Origin of the sequence: Bradyrhizobium sp. CB1717 (genome assembly GCF_029714325.1) — a bacterium.
GTDB lineage: Bacteria > Pseudomonadota > Alphaproteobacteria > Rhizobiales > Xanthobacteraceae > Bradyrhizobium.
Window position 1 is genome coordinate 4,857,960 of the sequence record NZ_CP121666.1, and the last position, 17,089, is coordinate 4,875,048.

Sequence of the window (17,089 nt, forward strand, 5' to 3'; positions counted from 1 at the left end):
CCGGCCTTTCGTCAGAAAAGACTATGCTTGCGATCAGTACCTGGCGATCGCCGGGCCGCCCCAACGATAGTTCACGCGGATGAGGGCGAGATCGACGTCCTGACGGACGCGTTCGGTCTGAACGAAGGCTCCGCCAAAGGTGAAGTCGACGTTTCGCGTGCCGAGGAAGATGTGATCGTACTCGAAGCCCACCGACCAGTTCGGGGCGAAGCCAAATTCGACTCCCGCGCCGACCGTTCCGCCCCAGCGTGTTCCGCTGGCTGAACCGAAGGTCGTGCCAGCACCCACAAAGCCCGGCGCGACGATGAGGTCGTATCTGTCGTCCACTACGGCGCCGCCGCCCTTCACGTAGACCAAAACGTTATTCCAGGCATAACCGACCTGACCGGTAATCAAGCCGAAGGCATCGACCCGCGTACGGTTCTGCTGAGCTGCAGCGGTCGGGCTGACGTTTCTTCCACTGAAGTCAGCCCAGTTGCCCTGGCCTTCCACGCCAAACACCCAATTGGCCGACTGCCAGCGATAGCCGACCTGACCACCGATTGTGCCGCCCGTTGCGTTATGGCAGCCGTCGGTGATCAGCGTACCGGTGACTGGGGTCACGAAGTCCCAGCAATTGCGGCTGGAGCCCCAGCCCCCGTTGATGCCGATGTAGAAGCCGCTCCAGTCGTAGATGGTCGCGACCATCGGGGGCGGAGCCTTGGTGTAAGGACGCGCCGCCAGATCCGCCGCGCTCGCGGGAGCCGACAGGCCCAACGCCACAGCACCGATTGTACCAATTAAAATCTTATTCATTGCAGTCTCCCCGGGTAAGGTCCGCTTCTTGAGGGTCCCCGAAGCGGCCGATCAGGCGCGACGCCCATATGAACTCAATTCCGAGGCAACCGTAGCTTAAGCGGGAGGCAAAGTCCGTCTCCGAAATGCAACAGTCGCAGGGCAAGTGGGGGGCGGGTAACTTGATGAATGCTAAGCGCTTTTTGCTGATTTTGGGAACCTGAAAAAGTTCCATCCGGGGCGCACTATTTTGATAGGCATGTAGGCACCGCCCGGGCCGAATATTCCGCATCCCCCAGAAAGAACAAATCTGGAACAGACCGGCAGGCGATGCTATATGTGGGGATAACCTGAGCGCTGATGGGCTGATCGGTCCGCGCAAGCGTATAGGGTCGCGTCAACAGGTTGCAGAGGACCGCGGGGCGCGGTGCGGTCCTTGCGAATGCGGCCTTACGAATTCAGTGGCATTTGGAGTGGAGAGCGGCGATGGCGGGAAGCGTCAACAAGGTCATTCTGGTTGGAAATCTCGGCAAGGATCCTGAAATCCGCCGCACCCAGGACGGGCGGCCGATCGCGAATCTGAGCATCGCGACCTCGGAAACCTGGCGCGACAAGAACAGCGGCGAGCGCAAGGAAAAGACCGAGTGGCACCGCGTCGTGATCTTCAATGAAGGGCTCTGCAAGGTCGCCGAGCAGTATCTGAAGAAGGGCGCGAAGGTTTACATCGAAGGCGCGCTCCAGACCCGCAAATGGACCGACCAGAGCGGCGTCGAGAAGTACTCGACCGAGGTCGTGCTCCAGGGCTTCAACTCGACGCTGACGATGCTCGATGGCCGTGGTGGCGGCGGCGGAGGCGGCAGCTTCGGCGACGAGCCGGGTGGCGATTTCGGCTCTTCCGGTCCGGTCAGCAGCGCCCCGCGCCGTCCCGTTGCCGCCGGCGGTGGCCGCAACAGCGACATGGACGACGACATCCCGTTCTGACGGCTGCGGGAGAGCCGGCTAATCCCGGCGCAGATAACGGCCAACTCGGTTTTCAAGGATCCGGACCAAGGCAGGATCCATGAATTCGTAGTCGTCCGGAATGTCGAGGCAGATGACCCGCTTGTTATTCAAGCTGGATCGGAATTTCCGGTTCAGCTTGTTGCGGTGGGTCTTCTCCATGACGAAGATGATGTCGGCCCATTCGACCTGCTCGGCGGACAGCAGCACGTCCGCGCCGTTTGCAATGCCGGCCGAGTCGGTCTCGATCCCCGGCCAAGTCGAAAACACCTGTTCGGCGGTAGGGCTGCGGAGGCGATTGGCGCTGCAGACGAAAAGGACGTTGGTCACTTTACCGCTCTCTCGGTGATGATCGATCAGTGTCCGTGGGAATGACCGCCGGTGCTTTGCGGGCCAGGCTTCGAAGAGTTCCTGCTACATAAATACCGCTTGCTGGTCGATGGTATCGACGACGTCCGCTCTGACGCCGGGCGCGAATGCTCCTGTATCGCGTTGTCCGCTCGCGTGAAGTGGCAGGATTTCTTACCAATCAGCAGGTAAGGCTCGAGTTTTCCGCGCTTGCCTCACGTGCAACCTCAAGTCTTTGACGGGGTGTGATGTGAATGATATTAACTTCATGTTAATCCTATTCACATCGGTCGCCGTGCGACCTGAGGGAGCTCCGCATGAGCCTTGCGCCGCTGCTTGAGGCCGCGCCCAGCGATCCCGCTGCATGCCTTTGCCGCCATGGCCGCCTTCCTGCTCGGCCTCATCCAGTTCTCCGCCCCCAAGGGCACGCTGCCACACCGGACGATCGGCTGGATCTGGGTGGTCCTGATGCTGGTCGTGGCTGCCTCGTCGTTCTGGATCCACCAGATCCGTCTGGTCGGGCCGTTCAGTCCGATCCATCTCTTGTCGATCTTCACCCTGGTGGTTCTGCCGCTGGCGGTATGGCGGGCTCACACGCATCGTGTTGCCGACCACCGGCGGATGATGATCCTCATCTTCGCCGGAGCGCTGGTGGTGGCGGGCCTGTTCACGCTGGTGCCCGGGCGCGTCATGCACAGCGTGATTTTCGGCGCGTAAGGGGTGGTTCCGCCCGGTCCGTTCGGGCCCCGTCCGGGACAGTGTTGGGAAGGGCGTAAGTCTCTGGAAAAACAGTCGGAAAAAGCGCTTCCCGAGGCCCGGCAAGGGTGGTTATCAGGGGTGTGATGCGCTATATGATTCCCAGACAAAAACTCACCGGATTCCCCCTTGGCTGACGACGACAACAAGCCCGGCGACCAGCCGGCGCATCCCTCGGACATTCGCCCCGTTTCCATCTACGAGGAGATGAAGAAGTCCTATCTCGATTACGCCATGAGCGTGATCGTGGCGCGTGCGCTGCCCGATGCGCGCGACGGGTTGAAGCCGGTCCACCGCCGCATCCTGTTCGCGATGCACAATCGCGGCGACACCCCGGACAAGAAGCACAAGAAGTCCGCCGGTGCCGTCGGCGAGGTCATGGGTAAGTATCACCCGCACGGCGACCAGGCGATCTACGACGCCTTGGTGCGCATGGCGCAGGACTTCTCGATGCGCGCGCCGCTGATCGACGGGCAGGGCAATTTCGGCTCGGTCGACGGCGATCCGCCGGCGGCAATGCGCTACACCGAGTCCCGCCTGACCAAGATCGCGCTGAAGCTGCTCGAGGACATCGACGACGACACCGTCGACTTCCAGGACAATTACGACGGCTCCGAAAGAGAGCCGGTGGTTCTGCCCGCGCGGTTCCCGAACCTGCTGGTCAACGGCGCCGGCGGCATCGCGGTCGGCATGGCCACCAACATCCCGCCGCACAATCTCGGCGAGGTGATCGACGCCTGCGTCGCGCTGATCGACAATCCGTCGCTGACCATCGACGAGCTCATCAACATCATCCCGGGCCCGGATTTCCCGACCGGCGGCATCATCCTCGGGCGCCAGGGCATCCGCAGCGCCTACCATCTCGGCCGCGGCTCGATCGTGATGCGCGGCAAGGTCACCTTCGAGACGGTCCGGAAAGAACGCGAGGCGATCGTCATCACCGAGATCCCGTATCAGGTGAACAAGGCGACGATGGTCGAGCGCATCGCCGAGCTCTACAAGGAAAAGAAGATCGAGGGCATCTCCGACCTGCGCGACGAGTCCGACCGTGACGGCTATCGCGTCGTCGTCGAGCTCAAGCGCGATGCCGTGCCCGACGTCGTGCTGAACCAGCTCTACAAGTTCACGCCGCTGCAGACGAGCTTCGGTGTCAACGCCGTCGCGCTCGATTCCGGCCGTCCGCAGACCATGACCCTGAAGGACATGCTGACGATCTTCGTCGGCTTCCGCGAGCAGGTCGTCACCCGACGGACCAAATATAAGCTGCGCAAGGCGCGCGAGCGCGCGCATGAGCAGGTCGGCCTCGCCATCGCGGTCGCCAACATCGACGAGATCATTCGCGTGATCCGGACCTCGCCCACGCCGGCTGCCGCGCGCGAGACCCTGATGACGCGCGACTGGCCCGCCCGCGACGTCGAGGACATCATCACGCTGATCGACGATCCGCGCCACCGCATCAACGCGGACGGCACGATCCGCCTGTCGCTGGAGCAGGCGAGGGCGATCCTGGAGCTGCGCCTCGCACGCCTCACCGCGCTCGGCCGCGACGAGATCGGCGACGAGCTCTCCAAGCTCGCCGGCGAGATCAGCGACTATCTCGAGATCCTGCGCTCGCGCGCTCGCATCCTCGACATCATCAAGACCGAGCTTGCCGAGGTGAAGGCCGAGTTCGCCACCCCGCGCAAGACCGTGATCATGGAGCAGGAGGGCGAGGTCGAGGACGAGGACCTGATCCAGCGCGAGGACATGGTCGTCACCGTCTCGCACGCCGGCTACGTCAAGCGCGTGCCGCTGTCGGCCTACCGGGCGCAGCGCCGCGGCGGCAAGGGCCGCTCCGGCATGCAGACCCGCGACGAGGATTTCGTCAGCCGGCTCTTTGTCGCATCGACTCATACTCCGGTACTGTTCTTCTCCTCGCGCGGCCAGGTCTACAAGGAAAAGGTCTGGCGGCTGCCGATGGCAGCGCCCAACGCGCGCGGCAAGGCCATGATCAACATCCTGCCGCTGGAGCAGGGCGAGCGCATCACCACCATCATGCCGCTACCCGAGGATGAATCGACCTGGGGCCAGCTCGACGTGATGTTCGCCACCACGGGCGGCAACGTCCGGCGCAACAAGCTGTCCGACTTCGTCGACGTCCGCCGCTCCGGCATCATCGCGATGAAGCTCGATGAGGGTGAGGCGATCGTCGACGTGCAGATCTGTACCGAGCACGACGACGTGCTGCTGACTTCGGCCGCCGGCCAGTGTATCCGCTTCCGGGTCAGTGACCCTCGACCTGACAAGGATGGCGAGATCAAGGAGCACGGTGTTCGGGTCTTCGGTGGTCGAACCTCGATGGGCGTTCGAGGCATCTCACTTGAAGATGACAAGGTCATCTCAATGTCGATCTTGCGCCATGTCGAGACCACGTCCGACGAGCGCTCGGCCTATCTGAAGATGCGCCGCGCGGTGGCCGGCGAGCCCACGACCGAGGAGCCTGCGGTAGATACCGAGGCGGAAGAGACCTCTGGCAACTTCCAGCTCACCCAGGAGCGCTATGCCGAGATGTCGGCGGCCGAGCAAATCGTGCTGACGGTCTCCGTCAACGGCTATGGCAAGCGGACCTCGTCCTACGAGTACCGCACCACGGGCCGCGGCGGCAAAGGCATCGTCGCCATGAGCGTCAACAACCGCAACGGCAATCTCGTGGCGTCCTTCCCCGTGGAGGAGGCCGACCAGATCATGCTGGTGACCGACAAGGGTCAGTTGATCCGCTGCCCGGTCGAAGGCATCCGCATCGCCGGTCGCTCGACGCAAGGTGTCATCGTGTTCGACACCGCCGAGGACGAGCACGTCGTCTCGGTCGAGCACATCACGGAAGAGGCCGAGAGCGGCAACGGGGCGAATGGGGAGTGATGCGCTGGCGCTATTCTCCTCGCTGGTCGTCGCCTACCGCTCGCTAGTACAACGAAGCGAGGATCGCGATACCCTGTGCGCATGCAGATGCTGCCGCCCATATTGCGGCCCATCTGTTTCGCGAAGCAGCTTGATCGAGCCAAGGCTTCAAATCGGCGATTCCCGCCCAGGTCATCGGAGGCGCGACTCCCTCAGCGGAACGTAGCCAATAGTATGATGCTGTGAATGCGAGTATCGCTGAGAGAGCTTGGGCTACGAAAGCAATGTAAGGTCCCAAATGATGCATGAGATGTTCCTTTTTCTCGTGATATCCCGGACCGACCGAAGCGACAGCTCTTCAAGAGAATGATACAGGTGGGGCGATTGATCTTTTGGGATTGAAGCGCTGCCGATGCGCGAGTCGCCACGTCGTGTCTATCCAGAGGAGAAGCGGGATGTCGGGCGAAGATACTAGCCGGCGGCTGGTTAAGCACTTTGTATTGTATCTCGATTTTCTCGGAATGTCGCAAGCAGTCAACTCGCCTTCTCAAGATCAGCTTCGACAGCTAATCGCACTGTTGACGAAAGTTGCTGCGCAGAAAACGAGCTTCTCTATTGACGGCCATTCTCAGCCGGACGGAAGTTATAAATTCAAGGTAACTCCGGAGGTATCAACATTCTCCGACAACATTGTTGCGAGTTACCCGATAGTGGAGCCGGGAGACGAGAAGACAGAGGCGATTTTAGTCGAGATGTACGTCAAGGTTGCTCAAGACTTTGCTATTGGGGTAGCCATTGAAGCCTTAAAAATTGGAATGTTAACGCGCGGAGGTCTCACTATCGGGCAACTTTATCATTCGAATGGGGTCGTGCTTGGGGAGGCTATGGTGGACGCCTACAATCTCGAAAGCCGAGTCGCGACTTATCCAAGAATTGCAGTTTCTTCACGGATCTATCAGATAATTAATCGCCTGACGATTCGTACCGATACTGTCCACCGACTAGCGGAAGACACCGATGGTATTTGGTATCTGCGGTGCTATTCCGAGATGGTCCGTCGTATCAAATTGGCGGAACGTAAGTCTTGGTTCCAGTCGGTTTTGAAGACCGCTGACGAAAACATTGCACATTTCGAAGCAAGGGAGAGTTGGAACGAATTGGCCAAATGGAGCTGGTTCAAAAGGAGATTCATTGAGGAGGTTAAGCCTCAAATCGAGGGGTAAAATTCGCTGGCTTTTTAGAACTGCTAGTCACGTTCGGGCGCCAGCATTCTTGCCCTAAATCTCCAGCTCGGTCCCAAACTCCACGACCTGCTTGGTCGGCACGCCGAAGAACGCGGCGGAGCGTTCGGCGTTGCGCTGGAGGAAGGCGAACACGCCTTCGCGCCAGACCCACATGCCCGGGACGTCCTCGCGCGGGATGATGGTCTCGCGGCCGACGTAATAGGTGATGTCGGCGAGATCGATGCCGGGCAGCTTGCCCTGGCGGCACGTGAGAGTCAGCCCGTCGTAGATGGTCGGGTTCTGCATGAAGCCGTAATGCAGGACCACGCGGGTGATGCCCGGGATGATTTCAATCACCTCGGCGCGTTCCTCGTCGGGAATGTGCGGCGATTCCTCGATCAGTACGGTGACCAGCAGCACGCGTTCGTGCAGCACGCGATTGTGCTTGACGAACTGGGTCAGCGCGAGCGGCACGCCGCGCGCCGCCGACGCCAGGAATACGGCGGTGCCGGGGAGCCTTGCGCTGCATTTGTTGACCGCGGTCTCGATCAGATCCTCCTCGGGCTGGCGCAGCCGGCCGCGTGCCGCTTCGACCAGCTTCACGCCGGCACGCCAGGTCAGCATCAGGAAGGCGACGAGGCCGGCGAGCAGCAGCGGAAACCAGCCGCCCTCGAACAGCTTGATCGAGTTGGCCGAGAAGAAGATCAGATCGATCGCGAAGAAGAAGCCGTTCACGGCCACCACGAGCCAGGGCGAAAAGCCCCACTGGATCGCGACCAGCGCGGCCAGCAGCGTGGTGATCGCCATCAGCAGCGACACTGCGATGCCATAGGCGCCCGCGAGGGCGTCCGAGGAGCCGAAGCTCAGGACCGCGGCCAGGGTTGCGGCGGCGAGCAGCCAGTTCACCAGCGGCACGTAGATCTGGCCGATCGCATGGCTGGTGGTGTGGCGGATCTGCATGCGCGGCAGGAAGCCGAGCTGGATCGACTGCTGGGTCAGCGAGAACACGCCGGAGATGATCGCCTGCGAGGCGATCACGGTCGCGACCGCGGAGAAGGCGACGAGCGCATAGTGCAGGGCGTCCGGGCAGAGCTGGAAGAACGGGTTCTCGATCATAGTGGGATCGGTGATCAAGAGCGCGGCCTGGCCGAAATAGTTCAGCACCAGCGCGGGCAGGCAGATCGCGAACCAGGCGAGCCGGATCGGCAGGCGGCCGAAATGGCCCATGTCGGCATACATGGCTTCGCCGCCGGTCACCGCGAGAAAGGCGGCGCCGAGGATCGCGAAGGAGATGTGGAAGTCCTGGTGGATCAGGAAGTCGAAGGCATAGAGCGGGCTGAGCGCCGCGAGTACGCCCGGCGCCTTGACGATGCCGTGGATGCCGAGGGCTGCGAGGACCACGAACCAGGCCAGCATCACCGGTCCGAAAATGCGGCCGATGAAGCCCGTGCCCTGCTTCTGCATCATGAACAGCCCGATCAGGATGGCGACGGTCACGGGCACGACCGCCGGCGCGAGCGAGGGCGCATCGACCTTGAGGCCCTCGATGGCACTGAGCACGGAGATCGCCGGCGTGATCGCGCCGTCGCCATAGAGCAGGGCGGCACCGACGAGGCCGACCACGAGGAGATGCGCCCGCCAGGTGCCGGGTTGGGCGTTGCGCGCGTGGAGCAGGGCCAAGAGGGCAACGATGCCGCCTTCGCCGCGGTTGTCCGCGCGCAGGATCAGCAGCGCATATTTCAGCGAGATGATCAGCAGCAGCGCCCAGAGGATCAGCGAGGCAACCCCCAGGACAGCGTCGTGACTTAGCGTGCCGCCATGGGCAGCCGCCTTGGCGGCTTCCTTCAGGGCGTAAAGGGGGCTGGTGCCGATATCGCCATAGACCACCCCGAGGGCGCCCATGGTCATGGCAAGCGGCAGTGGATCGGGATGATGGCCGGATGCGACTGCAGGCGTACTGGACAAAGGCACCCCCCGATGGGATCGCGCCCGCCGGGCCATTCCGACGGGCGCGAGCATCACGCAGTCTGCGACGAGACGTCGCAAATATCCATGGGGTTTATCTTGAGGGGCTTTGCTGACGCGAAACTGACAGAGCCGACTACGGCGTGCGGTCGGCGGTCACGAGGCGGGCCTCGCGGACATTGGCCTTGCTGCCGGCGCGGCGCAGGCAGGACGCCTCGAAATTCGGCCAGGCCTGCTGCGAGCAGTCACGGCCGATGGTGCGGATATCGAGCCGGTCGCTCTTGGCGAGCGGCTGCGGCACGCTGGCTTCGACCGTCGGGGCAAAGCCGGGCAGGAGGGTGAGGGCTGCGGCAACACACGCAGAGAGTGCGATCGCTGAAAGCGCCTTGATCATTGACTGTCCCCTGTGATGCGGCCGCCTACGCCCAGTCTGCGGCCCGTCGTTCGTTGGCCGGATTAGTAACCATGGCCAGTTTCCGGACGTCTTCGCGGAGGCCGGAAATGGTTTCGTTCACACTCTGTTTTGTTTCGTGGCCGCCCCCAGGACGAAACAAACCGGCCCTGGCCCGACACCTCCAGCTGACATTTTCCGGCAAACGGGCAGAAACGGACAAGGAACCTGCCCGGCTTGCCGGGCAGGGCCGGGCGCGGTAGGACGGGGCCATGTCGCGCATCGCCTTCTATCCGGGTTCCTTCGACCCCATCACCAACGGCCATCTGGACGTGGTCCGGCATGCCGTTCCCTTGTGCGACCGCCTGGTGGTTGCGATCGGCGTCCATCCCGGCAAGAAGCCGCTGTTCTCGACCGAGGAGCGCCTGAAGATGCTCGAGGACGTCTGCGGTCCGATCGCGGCCCAGGCCGGCTGCGTGCTCGAAGCCGTGACGTTTGACGATCTGTCGGTGACCGCGGCGCGCAAGCACGGCGCGACCATCATGATTCGGGGCCTGCGCGACGGCACCGACCTCGACTACGAGATGCAGCTTGCCGGCATGAACGAAGCCATGGCGCCCGAGGTGCACACGGTCTTCCTGCCGGCCTCTCCCATGGTCCGCCCGATCACCGCCACTTTGGTGCGCCAGATCGCAGGGATGGGCGGAGATGTCTCGACCTTCGTGCCGCCGCTCGTTGACACCCTGCTCAAGGCCAAATTCGCCGGATAACGGCGCGCTTCCTCAATTCATCAGATCCGGAGTTTTCATGATCCGTCGTCTCGCAATTCTTGCCACGATCTTTGCCGCGCTCTTCAGTGCGCTCCCGGCGATGGCGCAGCAACTGCCGGCAAACCTCGACAAGGCCAACGCGCTGGTCATCGACACCACCAAGGGCCGCATCGTCATCAAGCTCAGGACCGATCTGGCGCCGCAGCATGCCGAGCGCCTCAAGACGCTTGCGCGCGAGGGCTATTACAACAACGTGCCGTTCCACCGCGTGATGGACGGCTTCATGGCGCAGACCGGCGACGGCGAGAAATTCAACGGCACCGGCGGCTCGAAATATCCGAACCTGAAGCAGGAATTCTCCAAGGTGCATTTTGCCCGCGGCATTGTCGGCATGGCCCGGCGCGGCGACAGCGTCGACACCGCCAATTCGCAGTTCTTCATCATGTTCGCGGATGGCGGCAGCCTCGATGGCCAGTACACCGTGATCGGCGAGGTCGTGCAGGGCATGGACGTCGTCGACAAGCTGAAGAAGGCGCCTCCCGGATCAAGCAGCGGCTCCGTCACCGATCCCGACAAGATGGTGAAGGTGCAGGTCGCTTCCGACATCAAGTAGGAAACGCGATGGCGCGCTGCGGCAACAGGCTTCTGCTCGCTGCCGCGGTGCTGCTGCTCGGTGTCTCAGGCGCGACGGCCGAGGACGCACAGGTCAACACCATCCAGGACGTCTTCCGGCATCTGCACACCTGCTGGAAGCCGCCGCCGCCCGCCAGGGCCCGCCCACTCGACATCACCGTCGTCGTGAGCTTTAACCGGGCCGGAAACATTCTGGGCCATCCGCGGATTACCTATGAATCCGCGGAGGCCTCCGACAATGACCGGCTGCAATACCGGATCGCGGTGATGGAGGCGTTGCAACGCTGCACGCCGATGCCATTTACCGATGCAATGGCCGGCGCCGCGGCGGGGCGTCCATTCGCGATCCAGTTCCGTAACCGCAAGACTTCACCCCCAACGCAAGAGAGACGAGTATGAGCGTCACCGAAAACACCTTGATCCTCGAGACCACGCAGGGCCCCGTCACCATCGAGATGCGGCCCGACCTTGCGCCCGGCCATGTCGCGCGCATCAAGGAACTGGTCCGCGAGGGCTTTTACGACGGTATCGTGTTCCACCGCGTGATCGAGGGCTTCATGGCCCAGACCGGCTGCCCGCACGGCACCGGCACCGGCGGCTCCGGCAAGAAGCTGAAGGCCGAGTTCAACAAGGAGCCGCATGTGCGCGGCACCGCCTCGATGGCGCGCGCCGCCAATCCCGATTCCGGCGACAGCCAGTTCTTCATCTGCTTCGACGACGCCCGCTTCCTCGACAACCAGTACACGGTGTGGGGCAAGGTCACCGAGGGCATGGAGAACGTCGACAAGATCAAGCGCGGCGAGCCGGTGCAGAACCCGGACAAGATCGTCAAGGCGCGGATGGCTGCGGACAAGGAATAGTCACCCGTCATTCCGGGGCGCGCGAAGCGCGAACCCGGAATCTCGCACCACAATCTCGGGATTCCGGATCGCCGCGCTCGAGGCGCGGCGTCCGGAATGACGGTGCTAGTGAGACATGCGCACCGATCTCTTCGATTTCGACCTGCCCGCCGAGCGCATCGCGTTGCGCCCGGCGAGCCCGCGCGACTCCGCGAAGATGCTGGTCGTCGAGAACGGCGCGCTGCGCGACCAAGTCATTGCCGACCTGCCGCGATGGCTGAGGCCTGGCGACCAGCTCGTCGTCAACGACACCAAGGTGATCGCGGCACAATTGAAGGGCCGCCGCATCGGCCGCGAGACCGAGCCGAAGATCGAGGCGACGCTGATCAAGCGGCTCGACGGCTCGCGCTGGCAGGCGCTGGTAAAACCCGCCAAGAAGCTCGTTGCCGGCGACCGCATCCGATTCGGCAATGAGGGCAAGGTCTGCCTGCTCGGCCATCTCGATGCCGAAGTCGAGGCCAAGGGCGTTGAGGGCGAGGTGACACTGTCGTTCTCATTCCACGGCCCGGCGCTCGACCAGGCCATCGCCGACCTCGGCAGCCCGCCGCTACCGCCCTACATCGCTTCAAAGCGTACGCCCGACGATCAGGATCTTGCGGACTACCAGACGATGTTCGCGGCCAACGAAGGCGCGGTTGCAGCGCCGACCGCGGGGCTGCATTTCACGCCGGCGCTAGAGCAGGCGCTGCGCGCGTGCGACGTCGGGATCAACCGCGTCACGTTACATGTCGGGGCAGGGACCTTCCTGCCGGTCAAGGTCGACGACACCGAAGGCCACAAGATGCATGCCGAGTGGGGCACCATCTCGGCTGAGGTGGCCGAGCGGCTCGACGCCGCGCGGAAGAACGGTGGCCGCATTGTTGCGGTCGGCACGACGTCATTGCGTCTGCTCGAAAGCGCGGCGAGTGAAGACGGCACGATCCAGCCGTTCGCCGCCGAGACCTCGATCTTCATCACCCCCGGTTATCGCTTCCGCGCGGTCGATATCCTGATGACCAATTTCCACCTGCCGAAGTCGACGCTGTTCATGCTGGTGTCGGCATTCTCGGGGCTCGAGACGATGAAGCAGGCGTACGCGCACGCGATCGCGAACGGCTATCGGTTCTATTCGTACGGGGATGCATGTTTGCTGTTTCGGGCAGAGCCGTAGGGTGGGGTAGCCCCGCGGCTGCGCGAAGCGCAGTCCGCTGGCGTAACCCACCCTACGCATCTACCTGTTACGCCATCACCCGCTGCGGCAAGAGCTCCGCGATCTGCACCGCATTCAGCGCTGCGCCCTTGAGCAACTGATCGGCCGCCACGAACATCGAGATCGAATGCCCCGAGGGATCGCTCAGGTCCTTGCGGATGCGGCCGACCAGGACGTCGTCCTGGCCCGAGGCGTCGATCGGCATCGGGAAGTAGTTCTTGATGCGGTCGTCGACGACCTTCACGCCGGGGGCCTGCGCCATGATGGCGCGGACCTGGTCCTCGGTGATGGGCTTCTCGCATTCGAAGGTGATGGCCTCGCAATGGGCGCGCAGCACCGGCACGCGCACGCAGGTCACGCCGACCGCGATGCTCTCGTCCTCGAAGATCTTGCGGGTTTCCTTGATGACCTTGGTCTCTTCGTCGTTGTAGCCGGTCTCAGGATCGACCGCTGTGTTGTGGTTGAAGAGATTGAAGGCGTAGGGATGCGGCATCACCTTGGGCGTATAGACCTGCCCGTTGAGGTTGGCGCGGGTGGATTCGACGAGCTCGTCCATTGCAGCTGCGCCGGCGCCGCTGGCGGCCTGGTAGGTCGAGATGATCACGCGCTTGATGCGGTTCTTCTGGTGGATCGGCCAGAGCGGCACCAGCGCGGTGATCGCGGCGCAGTTCGGGTTGGCGATGATGCCCTTGTGGTCGCGGATGCGGTTCGCGTTGATCTCGGGGATCACCAGCGGCACGTTGGGATCCATGCGGAAGGCGGAGGAATTGTCGACCACGACGGCGCCCGACTTGACCGCGATCGGTGCAAACTTCTTCGAGATGCTGCCGCCGGCGGAGAACAGGGCGATGTCGACGCCCTCGAAGGCGCGCTCGGTCAACTCCTCGATGACGACGTTCTGGCCGCGGAACGACACCGTCTTGCCGGCCGACCGGGCGCTCGCCAGCGCCTTGAGCTTGCCGACGCGAAAGCCGCGCTTGTCCATGGTGGCGATGAATTCGGCGCCCACCGCACCGGTGACGCCGACAATCGCGACGACGGGATCGTTACTCACTTTGTCCTCCATTGGGTTTTAGACAACAAAAAAGCCCCGGACCATCGAGGGCGGGGCTTCGGTAGAGCTGATGCGTTTAAGTCGACGACCTACGCGCGCACGCCTCCCCGGGCCCCTGGGGCCGTGGTGGTTTTGGTCGTGCGTTTGGTGGTCGTGAACATGGCGGCGACTTATGCGGGAGAGTTTTGCGCCCGTCAAGGCTTTCGGCAGGAATGTGGCCGGGCGACGGACCTGCCGCTATTTGGCGCGCGCGCCCGGCGGTTCCAGGATGACCTCCTTGAGGTCGTCGCCGCTGATCACGACGATCGCGAAACTGAGCCGGCCGCGCTCGCGCACGAGGCCGCCGCTGATGGCCTTGCCCGAGGCTGCGCGCTCGGCGACGCGCACAGCATCGGACAGGCGGTGCCTGATCGCACCGAGCGCTGCGAGGTTGCTGCGATCGTCGTGGTCGAGCTCGGCGAGGGGCAGGGCGGCTTCGCCGCCGACGAGCTCGCCGGTGGCGGCGTTGATGGTGTGGCGCCAGATCCGGTCGTTGTGCAGGGTCTTCACCCGGTAGACCGGCACGCCCGAGCCGCCGTCGAAACTCACATCGGCGGTGGTGGCGCCGGCATGGCGGGCTTCCGCAATCGCCATGGCCTGGCTGATCGTGATCGAGGAGCTGCGGAATCGTTCGATCTCGCGGCTCACCGCCTGGCGATCTGCGTCGGCATCACCATCTGTGTCGCTGTGAAGCGCGGTCGGCGTGCCCGCGCTCACGATGGCCTGTGCCGGCGCAGCGATGAGCAGCGCGGGCAAGGCGACCGCAAGCAGTTGCGAGGTCCATCGTTTGGCTGTCGTCATGCTCGAAACCCTCGGCCAGCGAGTGTGCCGGATGATCGTAAACAATTCGCGGCCGACCTTGGGCAAAGGCCGGCCGCGGAGCGCCGCGGCGGGCTGTACCCGCCGCGGCGATCGAAGCGGTACTGACCTCTTTTGGGGCTGGTGAAAAAAGCGGCCCGTACCGACTTATAACTAAACCATACCGTATCGTTTTATTTTGGTCAATGCCGTTGCGCCGGCCCCCTTGGGGAAAGACCGCCAGCTCACGGAATTGTCAGCGGGAGGAACGGCGCCGCGGCGTGCCCTTGGCGGCGTCCTTGACGCGATCGGCGGGGCCCAGCGCACCGGCCAGGAACAGCTTGATCGCGGTGCGCATCCGCTTTTCCGCGGACTTCATCTCTAGCGCCGTTCCGAACGTCGCCATGCGGTGGGTGTGGCCGACGACGACGTCGAGAAACACCTCGGCTGCGATGGTGGTGTCTTCGATGTCCAGCGCGCCTTGCGCCACGAGATGGTCGAAGAAGCGCGCCGTGGTGGCGACGGCCTTGAGCCATCCTTCCTCCTTGCCGAGCTTGGCGACGTCAGGGAAGTTGATGGCCTGCGACGTCATCATGCGGCTGAAGGCGACGGCATCGGGCCCGCAGGTGAAGGTCAGCATCTCGCGCCCGATCTCGACCAGCCGCTGCTCGACCGAAATTTCCGAGGCGCTGGAGAGCTGCGTTTCCGCGGCAGCCGACAGCGGCGCAAGCCAGCGTTCGATCTCGCGCCTCAACACGGCCGCAAACAGGCCGCGCTTGTCGCCGTAGCGGGAATAGACGGTCGGCTTGCTGACCCGCGCTGCTTCCGCGACCGCATCGAGCGAGGTCGCGTCAAAGCCGCGGTCCAGGAACAGGCGGGTGGCGACCTCGATCAGCCGCTGGTCGCGCTCGATCGCGGCGGTCTTGGTCGGCCGCCCGCCGCGCGATTTCGGCACCTCGCGCCGCGGCGATGCCGATCGTGATTTGGTCGCAGTCAATCCCATGCCCAATGATTCCTGCACGTTGCCTGTCATTCGCTCTATATCGCGCAGGAGCGGGGGCGTCATCGCGAATCTGGCCGAATTGGCCGTATCCTCAACGGTTTCGATAGGACCTCGTTCCGTCACGACGGGCTCATGGGAGCGCCGAAGTCCAGGCCTGGCCGGAGGCGGCCTTCTCATATCCGTACTGATAGAGCGCCCGCATATAGGCGGTGTCGAATCCTTCCGAGGGAGCGGCGGGATAGTCGCGCGCGATGTAGGAGAGATGGAAGCCCAGGCGGTTGCGTTTGGCGAAATCGTAGGTGGAGAAGATGATCGAGCGGGTCTGCGACTGCGTGATGGCCGACAGGCTGCGCGAGGCGACGTCGATCGTGCTGTTGGAGACCAGCTCGAAGTTGCGCTCGATCTTCTTGTTGACGAGGATGTAGATGTCCATCTTCGCGGTGCCCGGCAGGCGGCTGCCCTGGAACAGCAATGCTTCCGGAAGCGTCAGAACCGGTGCCGTCACGCCGCCGTCGACATGCATCTCCTGAAACCGGCGGCCTTCGCCCTCAGCGTCGATCATGATGGGCGGAAACACCAGGGGAATGCTGGCGGAGGCCGCCATCACGTCGCGAAACAGCTTGAGTGCCTCGGGCGTGCCGACGGCCGCGATCTTGCCCATGTCCCAGATGGCGGTCCGCTGGGTGTCGAGATCGGTCGTCACGATCAGCAGCCTGCGGCCCCTGGCGTTCTCGCGCGCGACCTGCGCCATGATCTCCGGCCCGACATAGCGGGCAACCAGCTCGCGCAGCCGCGTATTGCCGAACAGGCCGGAGCCGAACAGCACGCGCATGATGCTGGGATCGTTCAGGAGGCTCTCCGCGATTCCGCTGGTGTAGACCTCCCTCAGCGTGTCGTCATATTGGGAGCCGAGAAATGCAAACGGCGCGATCAGGCCGCCGGTGCTGACGCCCGAGACGACCGAGAAGGTGGGGCGAGTTCTGGCTGCGGTCCAGCCGTTGAGCACGCCGACGCCGTAGGCGCCGTCGGCGCCGCCGCCGGACAGCGCCAGATAGGTCTTCGTCGCCGTGCTGGTGTCCTTCTCGAAGCTGAACTTCGTGACCGGCTCGTCGGCGTAGCGGCGGAGGCCGTCGATATCGAGCACGCGCGATGCGCTGGCCTCGGCGGCGGTATAGGGCGTGCGGGGCAGGGAGGTGCAGCCGGCCAGGGCCAGACTTAAGGCCAGGACCAGAAGTCCGGTCAGGCGGGCGGCGGTCTGCCATATCCGGTCATGCGAAGGGCCGGACATTTCGGTCGAACATGAAGCGGGGGGCATTGTCGGCGGCTGGCGATCACATGAATACGGCCGCCGGCAGATTTACCGCGGCATCT

The 17,089-nt window shown here is 63.6% G+C and carries 16 protein-coding genes and 1 pseudogene; 9 read left to right on the plus strand and 8 right to left on the minus strand.

The window, feature by feature from the left end; all coding sequences use genetic code 11:
* Positions 1-33 precede the first annotated feature (33 nt).
* Positions 34-795 (minus strand): outer membrane beta-barrel protein, encoded by a 762-nt coding sequence (locus QA649_RS23150; RefSeq protein ID WP_283019226.1) that lies wholly within the window; start codon positions 793-795, stop codon positions 34-36.
* A 465-nt stretch (positions 796-1,260) separates the two neighbouring features.
* Between QA649_RS23150 and QA649_RS23155 the strand changes: the two genes are divergently transcribed.
* Complete coding sequence (locus QA649_RS23155) at positions 1,261-1,755, plus strand: single-stranded DNA-binding protein (RefSeq protein ID WP_018642151.1); 495 nt, start codon at positions 1,261-1,263, stop codon at positions 1,753-1,755.
* Between the two features lie 18 nt (positions 1,756-1,773).
* Here the strand turns inward: QA649_RS23155 and QA649_RS23160 are convergent, their stop codons facing one another.
* Positions 1,774-2,103, minus strand: coding sequence for a low molecular weight protein tyrosine phosphatase family protein (locus tag QA649_RS23160; RefSeq protein ID WP_018642150.1), 330 nt, complete (start codon positions 2,101-2,103; stop codon positions 1,774-1,776).
* A 335-nt stretch (positions 2,104-2,438) separates the two neighbouring features.
* On the opposite strand from QA649_RS23160, the pseudogene QA649_RS23165 reads away from it, so the two are divergent.
* The 3 genes and pseudogenes from QA649_RS23165 to QA649_RS23175 all read left to right on the plus strand — a co-directional run bounded on the left by QA649_RS23165 (position 2,439) and on the right by QA649_RS23175 (position 6,977).
* Positions 2,439-2,838, plus strand: a pseudogene (locus tag QA649_RS23165) (DUF2306 domain-containing protein).
* A 168-nt stretch (positions 2,839-3,006) separates the two neighbouring features.
* On the plus strand, positions 3,007-5,775 hold the full coding sequence (gene gyrA / locus QA649_RS23170) for a DNA gyrase subunit A (protein WP_283019228.1): 2,769 nt from the start codon (positions 3,007-3,009) through the stop codon (positions 5,773-5,775).
* Between the two features lie 434 nt (positions 5,776-6,209).
* Positions 6,210-6,977: a hypothetical protein gene (locus tag QA649_RS23175; RefSeq protein ID WP_283019229.1), complete on the plus strand. Its 768-nt coding sequence runs from the start codon at positions 6,210-6,212 to the stop codon at positions 6,975-6,977.
* 54 nt (positions 6,978-7,031) lie between these two features.
* Here the strand turns inward: QA649_RS23175 and QA649_RS23180 are convergent, their stop codons facing one another.
* Together QA649_RS23180 and QA649_RS23185 are read right to left on the minus strand one after the other, a co-directional pair.
* Entirely contained in the window at positions 7,032-8,885 is a 1,854-nt protein-coding gene (locus QA649_RS23180; protein ID WP_283026075.1) for a KUP/HAK/KT family potassium transporter, read from the minus strand.
* Between the two features lie 193 nt (positions 8,886-9,078).
* Positions 9,079-9,336, minus strand: a complete 258-nt coding sequence (locus QA649_RS23185; protein WP_018642145.1) for a hypothetical protein — start codon at positions 9,334-9,336, stop codon at positions 9,079-9,081.
* A gap of 269 nt (positions 9,337-9,605) precedes the next feature.
* Here QA649_RS23185 and coaD point away from each other — a divergent pair, with 269 nt between their 5' ends.
* From coaD to queA, 5 genes are all read left to right on the plus strand, one after another.
* Positions 9,606-10,103 (plus strand): pantetheine-phosphate adenylyltransferase, encoded by a 498-nt coding sequence (gene coaD, locus QA649_RS23190; RefSeq protein ID WP_283019230.1) that lies wholly within the window; start codon positions 9,606-9,608, stop codon positions 10,101-10,103.
* 37 nt (positions 10,104-10,140) lie between these two features.
* A complete protein-coding gene (locus QA649_RS23195; protein ID WP_283019231.1) occupies positions 10,141-10,716 on the plus strand; it encodes a peptidylprolyl isomerase in 576 nt (191 codons plus the stop codon).
* 8 nt (positions 10,717-10,724) lie between these two features.
* On the plus strand, positions 10,725-11,135 hold the full coding sequence (locus tag QA649_RS23200; protein ID WP_283019232.1) for a hypothetical protein: 411 nt from the start codon (positions 10,725-10,727) through the stop codon (positions 11,133-11,135).
* Positions 11,132-11,596 carry a peptidylprolyl isomerase gene (locus tag QA649_RS23205; RefSeq protein WP_018642141.1) on the plus strand — a complete coding sequence of 155 codons (465 nt, stop codon included), beginning with the start codon at positions 11,132-11,134 and terminating at the stop codon, positions 11,594-11,596. The genes QA649_RS23200 and QA649_RS23205 overlap by 4 nt, the downstream gene beginning before the upstream one ends.
* 115 nt (positions 11,597-11,711) lie before the next feature.
* The gene (gene queA, locus QA649_RS23210) at positions 11,712-12,785 is read left to right on the plus strand and encodes a tRNA preQ1(34) S-adenosylmethionine ribosyltransferase-isomerase QueA (RefSeq protein WP_283019233.1); all 1,074 of its coding nucleotides are present in this window, start codon (positions 11,712-11,714) and stop codon (positions 12,783-12,785) included.
* Positions 12,786-12,852: 67 nt separating this feature from the next.
* On the opposite strand, the gene QA649_RS23215 is transcribed toward queA, so the two are convergent.
* The 4 genes from QA649_RS23215 to QA649_RS23230 form a co-directional block, all read right to left on the minus strand.
* The gene (locus tag QA649_RS23215; RefSeq protein ID WP_283019234.1) at positions 12,853-13,890 is read right to left on the minus strand and encodes an aspartate-semialdehyde dehydrogenase; all 1,038 of its coding nucleotides are present in this window, start codon (positions 13,888-13,890) and stop codon (positions 12,853-12,855) included.
* 225 nt (positions 13,891-14,115) lie between these two features.
* Positions 14,116-14,718, minus strand: coding sequence for a PepSY domain-containing protein (locus tag QA649_RS23220; RefSeq protein WP_283019235.1), 603 nt, complete (start codon positions 14,716-14,718; stop codon positions 14,116-14,118).
* Between the two features lie 253 nt (positions 14,719-14,971).
* Positions 14,972-15,718 carry a TetR/AcrR family transcriptional regulator gene (locus QA649_RS23225; protein ID WP_283019236.1) on the minus strand — a complete coding sequence of 249 codons (747 nt, stop codon included), beginning with the start codon at positions 15,716-15,718 and terminating at the stop codon, positions 14,972-14,974.
* 130 nt (positions 15,719-15,848) lie between these two features.
* Positions 15,849-17,006: a patatin-like phospholipase family protein gene (locus tag QA649_RS23230; RefSeq protein ID WP_283019237.1), complete on the minus strand. Its 1,158-nt coding sequence runs from the start codon at positions 17,004-17,006 to the stop codon at positions 15,849-15,851.
* Positions 17,007-17,089: the final 83 nt, after the last annotated feature.

Excerpts from the sequence above, each read along its gene's own strand:
- QA649_RS23225 (WP_283019236.1), bottom strand. The coding sequence starts at position 15,718 with ATGGGATTGACTGCGACCAAATCACGATCGGCATCGCCGCGGCGCGAG.
- QA649_RS23200 (WP_283019232.1), top strand. The coding sequence starts at position 10,725 with ATGGCGCGCTGCGGCAACAGGCTTCTGCTCGCTGCCGCGGTGCTGCTG.
- QA649_RS23205 (WP_018642141.1), top strand. The coding sequence starts at position 11,132 with ATGAGCGTCACCGAAAACACCTTGATCCTCGAGACCACGCAGGGCCCC.
- QA649_RS23175 (WP_283019229.1), top strand. The coding sequence starts at position 6,210 with ATGTCGGGCGAAGATACTAGCCGGCGGCTGGTTAAGCACTTTGTATTG.
- QA649_RS23180 (WP_283026075.1), bottom strand. The coding sequence starts at position 8,885 with ATGACCATGGGCGCCCTCGGGGTGGTCTATGGCGATATCGGCACCAGC.
- QA649_RS23155 (WP_018642151.1), top strand. The coding sequence starts at position 1,261 with ATGGCGGGAAGCGTCAACAAGGTCATTCTGGTTGGAAATCTCGGCAAG.
- coaD (WP_283019230.1), top strand. The coding sequence starts at position 9,606 with ATGTCGCGCATCGCCTTCTATCCGGGTTCCTTCGACCCCATCACCAAC.
- QA649_RS23195 (WP_283019231.1), top strand. The coding sequence starts at position 10,141 with ATGATCCGTCGTCTCGCAATTCTTGCCACGATCTTTGCCGCGCTCTTC.
- QA649_RS23230 (WP_283019237.1), bottom strand. The coding sequence starts at position 17,006 with ATGTCCGGCCCTTCGCATGACCGGATATGGCAGACCGCCGCCCGCCTG.
- QA649_RS23215 (WP_283019234.1), bottom strand. The coding sequence starts at position 13,890 with ATGGAGGACAAAGTGAGTAACGATCCCGTCGTCGCGATTGTCGGCGTC.
- QA649_RS23150 (WP_283019226.1), bottom strand. The coding sequence starts at position 795 with ATGAATAAGATTTTAATTGGTACAATCGGTGCTGTGGCGTTGGGCCTG.
- QA649_RS23220 (WP_283019235.1), bottom strand. The coding sequence starts at position 14,718 with ATGACGACAGCCAAACGATGGACCTCGCAACTGCTTGCGGTCGCCTTG.
- QA649_RS23185 (WP_018642145.1), bottom strand. The coding sequence starts at position 9,336 with ATGATCAAGGCGCTTTCAGCGATCGCACTCTCTGCGTGTGTTGCCGCA.
- queA (WP_283019233.1), top strand. The coding sequence starts at position 11,712 with ATGCGCACCGATCTCTTCGATTTCGACCTGCCCGCCGAGCGCATCGCG.